This is a genomic window from Rhodopirellula maiorica SM1 (genome assembly GCF_000346295.1).
Lineage (GTDB): Bacteria > Planctomycetota > Planctomycetia > Pirellulales > Pirellulaceae > Novipirellula > Novipirellula maiorica.
In genome coordinates this window covers 1-8,786 of sequence record NZ_ANOG01000457.1, presented here as the reverse complement: position 1 = coordinate 8,786, position 8,786 = coordinate 1, and the positions used below count along the sequence as shown (strand labels likewise).

At 53.9% G+C, this 8,786-nt stretch carries 4 protein-coding genes; 3 read left to right on the top strand and 1 reads right to left on the bottom strand.

Annotated elements, in window-relative coordinates; translation table 11 throughout:
• Window positions 1–162: 162 nt before the first annotated feature.
• A complete protein-coding gene (locus RMSM_RS14400) occupies window positions 163–786 on the bottom strand; it encodes a superoxide dismutase family protein (protein ID WP_052031639.1) in 624 nt (207 codons plus the stop codon).
• Window positions 787–1,073: 287 nt separating this feature from the next.
• Between RMSM_RS14400 and RMSM_RS14395 the strand changes: the two genes are divergently transcribed.
• From RMSM_RS14395 to RMSM_RS36885, 3 genes are all read left to right on the top strand, one after another.
• Window positions 1,074–2,120: a hypothetical protein gene (locus tag RMSM_RS14395; RefSeq protein ID WP_040766681.1), complete on the top strand. Its 1,047-nt coding sequence runs from the start codon at window positions 1,074–1,076 to the stop codon at window positions 2,118–2,120.
• A gap of 343 nt (window positions 2,121–2,463) precedes the next feature.
• Window positions 2,464–3,717, top strand: coding sequence for a Gfo/Idh/MocA family protein (locus RMSM_RS14390; protein WP_008697325.1), 1,254 nt, complete (start codon window positions 2,464–2,466; stop codon window positions 3,715–3,717).
• A gap of 542 nt (window positions 3,718–4,259) precedes the next feature.
• Window positions 4,260–8,768 (top strand): chemotaxis protein CheB, encoded by a 4,509-nt coding sequence (locus tag RMSM_RS36885; protein WP_008697320.1) that lies wholly within the window; start codon window positions 4,260–4,262, stop codon window positions 8,766–8,768.
• The last annotated feature ends 18 nt before the right edge of the window (window positions 8,769–8,786 follow it).

The window sequence follows — 8,786 nt, the reverse complement described above, 5'->3', positions numbered from 1 at the left end:
GGACTTCCAAGTCCGTCGAATGCACCAATGACGGAGCAGGCAGTCCATCTGTCCCCCCTTGCCATAGCAAACTTCATTAAATCTACAAGCTGCCAGCCACGGTTGAAGGTCGGAACCGTGGCTAGCGTCAAAGCGGCTAATATAGGAAAAGCGGAAACGGCGTTATTCCGTTTGCTTTTCGATCTTGCCAAACGCGACACGATCACCCGCGTCGCCACTTGGTTGGGTGAACTTGTCTTCACCGGCATGAATCACGAGCGCCCGCCCCACGATCGAATGCTCACCACTCAGGGAGATCACCGAGTCGTCAATATCGATCAACGCAATCCCTTCGTCATTCGCTTCGATATTGCCAAGATCACCGACGTGACGCTTTTCGTCCGTCATCTTTCCATGTGGCTGGTCGGTTGGGTTGTAGTGCCCACCAGCGGATTTGCCCGTTTCTTTGTCCGACAGATCGCCATGTTCGTGGATGTGAAAACCATGCTTGCCGGGAGTCAACCCGGTGACCTCGCCGTGCACCTTAACCACATCACCTTGCTGGGTGAAGCTGACCGCTCCCTTCACTTTGCTGTCACCGATGGGCACCAGCTTGCACATCGCTCTAATGGTCGTGTTCGTGTTCGCATCCGCGACCGCATCGGTATTTGGCGGTAACGAAGTTGATTCCGCCTCGGTCGTCTCATCGGGCGTCACATCTTGATTTACGGCGTCATCGACGTCTTGATTGCACCCGGCCAAGAGGAACATTGACAGCCCCAACACTGGAAAGAGTCGCAGGTACATCTCGATTCTCCGTTTAAATATTGAGTTTGAATTGCAGCGAAACCAACGCTGTGAAGTATTCCGATGCCGAAGTTGCAAACGACATACCATTCCATTGGCGTGGAGCTGGCAATTGCGGGCGTCCAACACGCTTCGTTGTCGGTGGGACTCACGCCCTATCTCGAGGACACGGCCGCTGGATGATCACAGCGTGATCCGCATTTTGGCATGACGATCGCAGTCTCGACCACAGCCGTAGAACAGCTTCTACGGACGAACTCGCACGCCACTTATTCGGAGAGCCTACGATGTTTCATTCCATCCCCCACACACCGGCACGTCTTCATCCACGACTGGCAATTCTTTCGCTCGCTTTGCTAACGACAATCGGTCTGTCATCGGCCAATGCGGATCGTCTTGAGCCGGCACATGTGCCCGCCGATGCACAATGGGTCGTCCACATCGACTACGAATCGCTCAGCGATTCTAAGGTGTTGCAAAAAATCCGCGACGAGAAACCGATGCTACGCAAGATGGTCCAGGGCTGGATGAACAAACGTTACGGCATCGATCCGCCTGAAGACCTCAAATCACTGACAATGTTCAGTCGAGATTATCGCCAGTACACCGGGACGGTGGTTATTCAAGCCAGCTACGAAACGGACAAGATCGAGTCGCGACTGCGAAAAGCCACCAACCATCGCACAACACAGTGGCAGGATCACACGCTGCACACGGTCACGCTGTCCAAGCAAAAGCCGTCCGAACAAGGTCCCTCGGGTGACGAAGAAATGACCGTGGTCATGGTCGATTCGGATACAATCCTGTTGGCGTCTTCGGTCGATAATGCCAAGCAGGCTCTGAAACTGTTGAGCGGCGATTCGCCATCGCTAGACGGCAAAGACTCTCCGCTATTAACCGACGCCATCAAAAACGCTTGGATGTACGGAGCAGCGATCAATTTGGGCGAACTGAAAAAACATCCAGTATCGATGCCGATCCTTGCACAACACCAGCAAATCAATTGGTCGTTTGGCGAGCAATCCGACGGCATGTTGTACGAACAGGCCGATTTCGTGGCGCAGTCCGAGGAGGTTGCAAAACAAACCAAAGCGATTCTCGATGGCATTGTCGCCTACGAACGCTTGTGGTCCGAGGGCAGCGAACCGATGGCGACACTGATGGAAAACGTCGAGATCACGCACGAGGGCAAGACAACGGGTTTTCGTTGGCAAGGTTCGTCGGACCAGGTTGTCGCTGCGATGGACGATCTGTTCGCGCGAATGGAGACATGGAAACCGATTCTGATGAAAAATCATCAACCGCATCAAAACCAAAAGCAACGCTCCGAATGATTTAAACAGGACCAGCAGCCTACAGCGTCTTCATCACCCGACGCGTCAGTTTCGATGTTGCGCTGATCATCGTGTGCCGGGCCAAAGGCCCGGCGAATTGCCTAGGAATCGTCAATGGAGCCGAACAAACGACCGGGCCGTTGGCCCTACGGTTCATTGAATTCCTTGGACCCAGCCCGTTGGGCTGGGCTAGGCAAACTTCCGGGGCGTTGCCCCTATAACAACATCGCAACTTCGATACGCGCGGGCTTCGCCGCCGAGAGCGCACGATCACGAAGCCGCATAAAACCAGAACGACTTTCGCAACGACTCCAACACCCCCGTGACGTGAGAACGATCCACTATGAACAACTCATTGAACCGTCGCCAATTCGCTCAACTTGGAACCGCCTCGATGGCCATCGCTGCGGGCACCAGCCAGGCGGCGGCTGCGGACCAAGCCAACTCATTCCCCGACGACTCACAGATTCAACCGGTTGGCGGGCAATCGATCAAAACCACGGGTAAAAAAGTGCCGCTTGCACCGCCGGGCGAACAACCTCCTAATCTCGAACTACCGAAAACTCATCAGAAAAAATATGGTTGGGCGGTCGTCGGACTTGGTCAGCTCGCGCTCGGCCAGATCATGCCCGCGTTTGGGCAATGTGAATTATCCAAGCCGACCGCACTAGTCAGCGGCCATGCCGACAAAGCGAAAACCGTTGCTCAGGCTTACGGAGTCGACGATAGCGCAATTTACAACTATCAAAATTTTGACAAGATCGCTGGCGATGACCGCATCGACGTCGTTTATATCGTGCTGCCCAATTCGATGCATGCCGAGTTTACCATTCGTGCATTGGAAGCGGGCAAACATGTGCTGTGCGAAAAACCGATGGCTGTATCGATCGATGAGTGTCGCCGCATGATCGATGCGGCAAACAAGGCAAATCGTAAGCTGATGATCGCGTATCGACTTCACTACGAGCCATTCAATCGTAAGGTAATGCAGCTTTGCAAAGAGAAGCGATTCGGTGAGATCAAAACCTTCAGCGGCAGCTTTTGTATCAACGTCGAGGCACCGAATATCCGTTTATCAGCGGAGCTAGGTGGTGGCCCCGTCGGCGATGTCGGCGTCTATCCCATTAACGCGACACGCTACGTGACTGGCGAAGAACCCATCGAAGTCTTTGCTCAAGCTCATCAACCCAAGGACGCTCCACGGTTCGCAGAGGTACCCGAGAGCGTCTCGTGTTTGTTGCGTTTCCCCTCAGGCGTCTTGGCGAATTTGGACTGTAGCTTTGGCACGCATCGCAGTGACTTCTACCGCGTGGCGTGCGCCGATGGCGTTATCGAATTATCGCCTGCGTTCAGCTACAACGGCCAGCGTTTGATGACACATCATCCATCGGATGCCGGTTCGCACTCGGTTGTAACCCACCACGAGATCACCGAGGCGAACCATTTTGCGTCCGAGATGGATCATTTCTCGCGAGTGATTCGCGACAATCGGCCACCGCGAACACCGGGCGAAGAGGGATTGGCCGACATGCGGATTCTGGCCGCGATGGCTCAATCGATTCGCGACGGCAAACCCACCAAAGTAAAAGATGCGTGAACGGATTTGATCGCTAGCCCTGACGCCAAACGCTGTGAAGCATTTTGTAGCGGCACGGCGCGGGGCCCAATGCCATCTACTTTGGCAACCATTGGGGGATGCTCAAGTAGTGAGATTCGCCAGAATTCCCATGTTTGCTGTTGAAACACCAGGAACTCTGGCGAGTGAAACGTTCGGATTAGACCGGGCGGCTTGCGCCGCACCGCTACAAACAGCGTTGCCATTCCCCGCGAATCACACCGGCGATTCGCGGGGAAAGGGAAGACCGCCTTGGCCGGCTTGCCAGGTAGCAGCCAGTTGTCGCACCGACCGGGACAAGCCCGGCGAAAGCGAGGGGAGCCAGATCGGTGGCGACATCCTTAACATCACTGTCTCGACCATCACTGTTCTGATCATGGGTCTGGATCGTCGGCGGATGGGGCGACATGTTTTTTGGCGAATTCGGTAACGTGCCGACGACTTCGCTTAGCGACATCATCATTAAAGACTGATAAAATTCGGATCTGCGAAATGAACTCAATACCTACCTAGACAGGCCCCCTGTGACGCCATCGAACCACGAATCGGATCCGAATCATCGTCCAGATCCTTGCATCGTGGTTGGCATTGGCGCATCAGCGGGTGGTCTCGCAGCGCTGCGTCAATTCTTTTCTGATGTTCCCAGCGATTCGGGAATCGCGTTTGTCGTTGTTGTCCATCTGTCGCCTGAACACGAAAGCCATTTAGCGGAAATTCTGCAGCCGAAACTGAAAATCCCCATCCAGCAAGTCACGGAAACGATTCCGTTAGAACCGAATCAGGTCTACGTCATTCCACCGGGTTGCAACTTAACGGCGATCGACACGCATTTGCGTTTAGACGAACTGGAAGCTGAGCGATCACAACGCGCTCCGATCGACCACTTCTTTCGTACACTTGCTAAAACGCATGATGGCGAATCGATCGCGGTGATTTTGACCGGCACCGGTAGCGATGGCACGCTTGGGATGAAGGAGGTCAAAGAACGTGGTGGCGTGGTCATTGTCCAAGACCCTAACGACGCCGAGTACGATGGCATGCCGCAAAGCGCGGTCGCAACCGGGTTGGCAGACGTGGTTTTGCCTCTGTCGCGGATCGCAAGCGAAGTATTGACGCTGGCAAAATCCCGACCTCGTGTTGAGGTGCCGACCAGTGGCGAGGCACTGACCGATGCGCAACTCGCTTTGCTACAGAAGATTTTTGCCCAAATACATGCTCGTGTCGGCTGGGATTTCACGCGGTATAAACGATCGACCATCATGCGTCGGATCGTGCGCCGGATGCAGCTTTGCCGAATCCGCGAGCTTGGCGAATATGTGCAGCGGTTGCGAGAGGAACCCGAAGAAGTGCAGATTTTGGCAGATGATCTATTGATCACGGTGACCAATTTCTTTCGCGATGGCGAGGTCTACAGTCGGCTGGAACGCGTTATCATTCCAAAGTTGTTTGAGAGCAAAGGGCCCGACGACGAGATTCGAGTTTGGAGTGTCGGTTGTGCGACGGGCGAAGAAGCCTACTCGTTGGCCATGCTGCTGACCGAGCAGGCAGCGAAGCAAGAAACTCCACCGAAGGTACAGATTTTTGCTAGCGATTTACATGAACATTCACTTGCCACCGCACGTGATGGATTCTATTCGGGCGACATCACCACCGATGTATCCCCGGCGCGGCTGAAACGATTTTTTATCAAAGAAAACAGCGGATATCGGATCCGCAAAGAGATCCGCGAGCTAGTCGTCTTTACGCCCCACAATCTGCTAGGCGACCCGCCATTTTCGCGGCTCGACATGATTGTTTGTCGCAACGTCATGATCTACCTGCAACGCGAAATCCAAAAAGATATTATCGAGCTATTCCACTACGCATTGCGTTTGGACGGATGGCTGGTGTTAGGGTCTTCCGAAACTGTCGAAAACTCGGAACTGTTTCGGTCCCAACACAAAAAGGAATGCATCTATCAGAAACGCAATGTGCCGGCCCCCGAACCACGACTGCCGGTTTTTCCGCTGACCACAGGCCATATGATCGGCGACAAACGTGGGAGCGAAGCTCGCAATCATCCACTTGCCTATGGAACATTGCATGCGCGGATGGTCGAACGGTACGCACCGCCAAGCTTATTGATCTCGCCGGATGATAAAGTCGTGCACATCTCGGAGCACGCCGGGCGCTATCTGATTCATCCCGGCGGGGAATTAACAGCCAACGTTCTGAAACTCGTTCGCGAAGAGCTACGGATTGAATTGCGATCGATCTTACATTCGACTCGCGAGCGATCGCAGCCCACAGCGGGTAAACCGATCGAGGTTCGTTTCAACGGCGACTCCGCGCAGGTGACAATGGATGCGCGACCTGCGATCGAACCCAACCAAGACGGATTCGTGTTGGTCATTTTCAATGAACAACCCATCATCGCAAAATCGGTTTCCGCGACGGCAACAAAGGGAAACCGATCGACGACTACCGAAAACGACCACCGAGTAGCCGAACTGCAGAGCGAACTCGAGATGACGCAACAGCGATTGCAATCCATCATCGAAGAGTACGAAACGGGCCAAGAAGAAATGAAGGCCAGCAATGAAGAATTGCAATCGACCAACGAAGAACTCCGCTCGACGATGGAAGAGTTGGAAACCAGCAAAGAAGAACTGCAGAGCATGAATGAAGAGCTGCAGACCGTAAACCAGGAAAACCGACACAAAGTCGAAGAACTAGCGCAGCTTTCAAGCGACCTCCAAAACCTGCTAGCCGCCACTCATATCGCAACGTTATTTCTGGACCGCGAGATGCGGATCCTGCGGTTCACGCCGGCCATCAGCGAATTGTTTAACGTGCGAATGGCCGATCGTGGCCGGCCGCTCTCGGATTTCACCCACCGGCTTGGCTACGAAGAGATGCTGGCCGATTGCGATGAAGTGCTTAGGTCACTGATACCGATCGAACGCGAAGTTCAAGACCACTCGGGAAACTGGTATCTGACTCGCGTGTTACCCTACCGCAGTACGGACGATCGTATCGAAGGCATCGTGATCACCTTCGTTGAAATTACCAAACGCAAGGAATCAGAACGAAATTTACAGCAGAGCCAAGAACGCTATCGGTTGTTGGTGGAAAACGCGACCGAGTACGCGATTTTCATGTTAGATGCCGACGCCAAGATCACGCTTTGGAATCGAGGTGCCGAACGGCTATTTGGTTACGCCGATGATGACATCATTGGTCGATCGTTTTTGATACTGGGCACCCAACAAGATCGCGACGAGGGACGACTGGACGCGGAACTTGTCGAAGCACGCCAAAGTGGCCATTTCAGCTCGGAACGCTGGCAACAACGCAGCGACGGCAGCACGTTTTGGGGAGGCGGTGTGATCACGGCAATCCAAAATGATCTAGGCCAACATACCGGGTTTGCAGTGGTGATTCGCGACAATACCGAACGCAGTCGTAACGAAGGGCTCGTTCGTGAAAGCGAGGCTCGCTTGCGATTAGCATGTGAAGCCACCGGCTTTGGCAGCTACGATTACGACATTCAAAAAGAGCAAGCGGTCTGGTCACCCGAACTGTACCAGATGATGCAATTGCCTACCGACACACGAATTTCTCGGGAGCTCATTCGAAGCTTGTTGCATCCCGAGGATCGAGATGCGTTCGAGCAATGTTATAAGGAAACGATCAAGCCGGGCGGTACCGAACGGCACGACCATCAATTCCGTATTATTGTCGATGGCCAAACGCGGTGGCTGCGAGATATCGGACACTCATTCTTCGTTGGCGAAGGCAACCAGCGTCACGCGGTGCGATTGGTTGGCATGATCCAAGACATTACGGCCCAAAAAGAATATGAAGCGTCGTTAGAACAAGCACGGCGAGCTGCCGAAGTCGCCAATCAAAGTCGGGGCGAATTTCTAGCCAACATGTCGCACGAAATCCGCACACCCATGACCGCCATCCTTGGCCATGTCGATATCCTCAGTGACATCTTGAGTGACCCGAAGCATCGAAACTACCTGGAAACCATCCGTCGCAACGGGAAATTCTTACTGCACATCATCAATGATATTCTCGATCTATCCAAGATCGATGCGGGAAAACTGATCATGGAACGCGACCGCGTGCGGCTGGACCACATGTTGTCCGATCTGCGTTCATTGTTCGAGGCACGCGCCCAAGCGAAAGGGTTGGATTTTGCAATCGAATTCGATGGATTGATCCCGGAAACCATTGAAATCGACGCACTGCGGTTGCGTCAAATTTTGGTGAACTTGCTGGGCAACGCAATCAAGTTCACCGAAACCGGATCCGTGCGGCTGGTGGTTCGCTATGTCGCGGCGGCGTCCCAGTTACAGTTTGACGTGGTCGACACGGGGATCGGAATTCCCCAAGATCGAATTGATGCGTTGTTCGAGCCATTCGCTCAAGCCGACGCGTCGACAACCCGCAACTATGGCGGCACCGGATTGGGATTGACCATTTGCCGCCGTTTCGCCCGCATGTTTGGTGGTGACATCTCAGTTCAAAGCGAACTCGGTCGTGGCAGTGTGTTTTCATTAGCGGTGGATTGTGGCACGAACGAAAACGTCCGTCACATCCATCCCGACCTCAATTCCACGTCGAAGCCAACGGTCGAATTAAACAACGTCAAAATCACCGGTTCGATTCTGATCGTTGACGACCGACGTGACATTCGCTATTTGGCGGCACGCATTTTGAAAAACGCCGGTGCCAGCATCGAGACGGCGGACAACGGGCACGATGCGGTCCAAAAAGTTCAACAGGCCGAGCTTAGTGATCGACCGTTTGACCTTGTCGTGATGGACATGCAAATGCCACAGATGGACGGTTACGAAGCGACGCGAACGCTGCGTCAACAAGGCTTCGATCGCCCGATTATCGCATTAACCGCTAACGCAATGCAGGGCGATCGCGAAGCTTGTATTGCAGCCGGCTGCACCGACTACATCAGCAAGCCGATCGACAATGCCGAGATGTTACAGCTCGTTGCACATCTTATGGTCCGTGATGAATCGAAATAAACGCTGCCTCGTTAGCGC

Bases quoted from the DNA above. Each gene is read 5' to 3' on its own strand.
- RMSM_RS14400 (WP_052031639.1), bottom strand. From the start codon at position 786: ATGTACCTGCGACTCTTTCCAGTGTTGGGGCTGTCAATGTTCCTCTTG.
- RMSM_RS14395 (WP_040766681.1), top strand. From the start codon at position 1,074: ATGTTTCATTCCATCCCCCACACACCGGCACGTCTTCATCCACGACTG.
- RMSM_RS14390 (WP_008697325.1), top strand. From the start codon at position 2,464: ATGAACAACTCATTGAACCGTCGCCAATTCGCTCAACTTGGAACCGCC.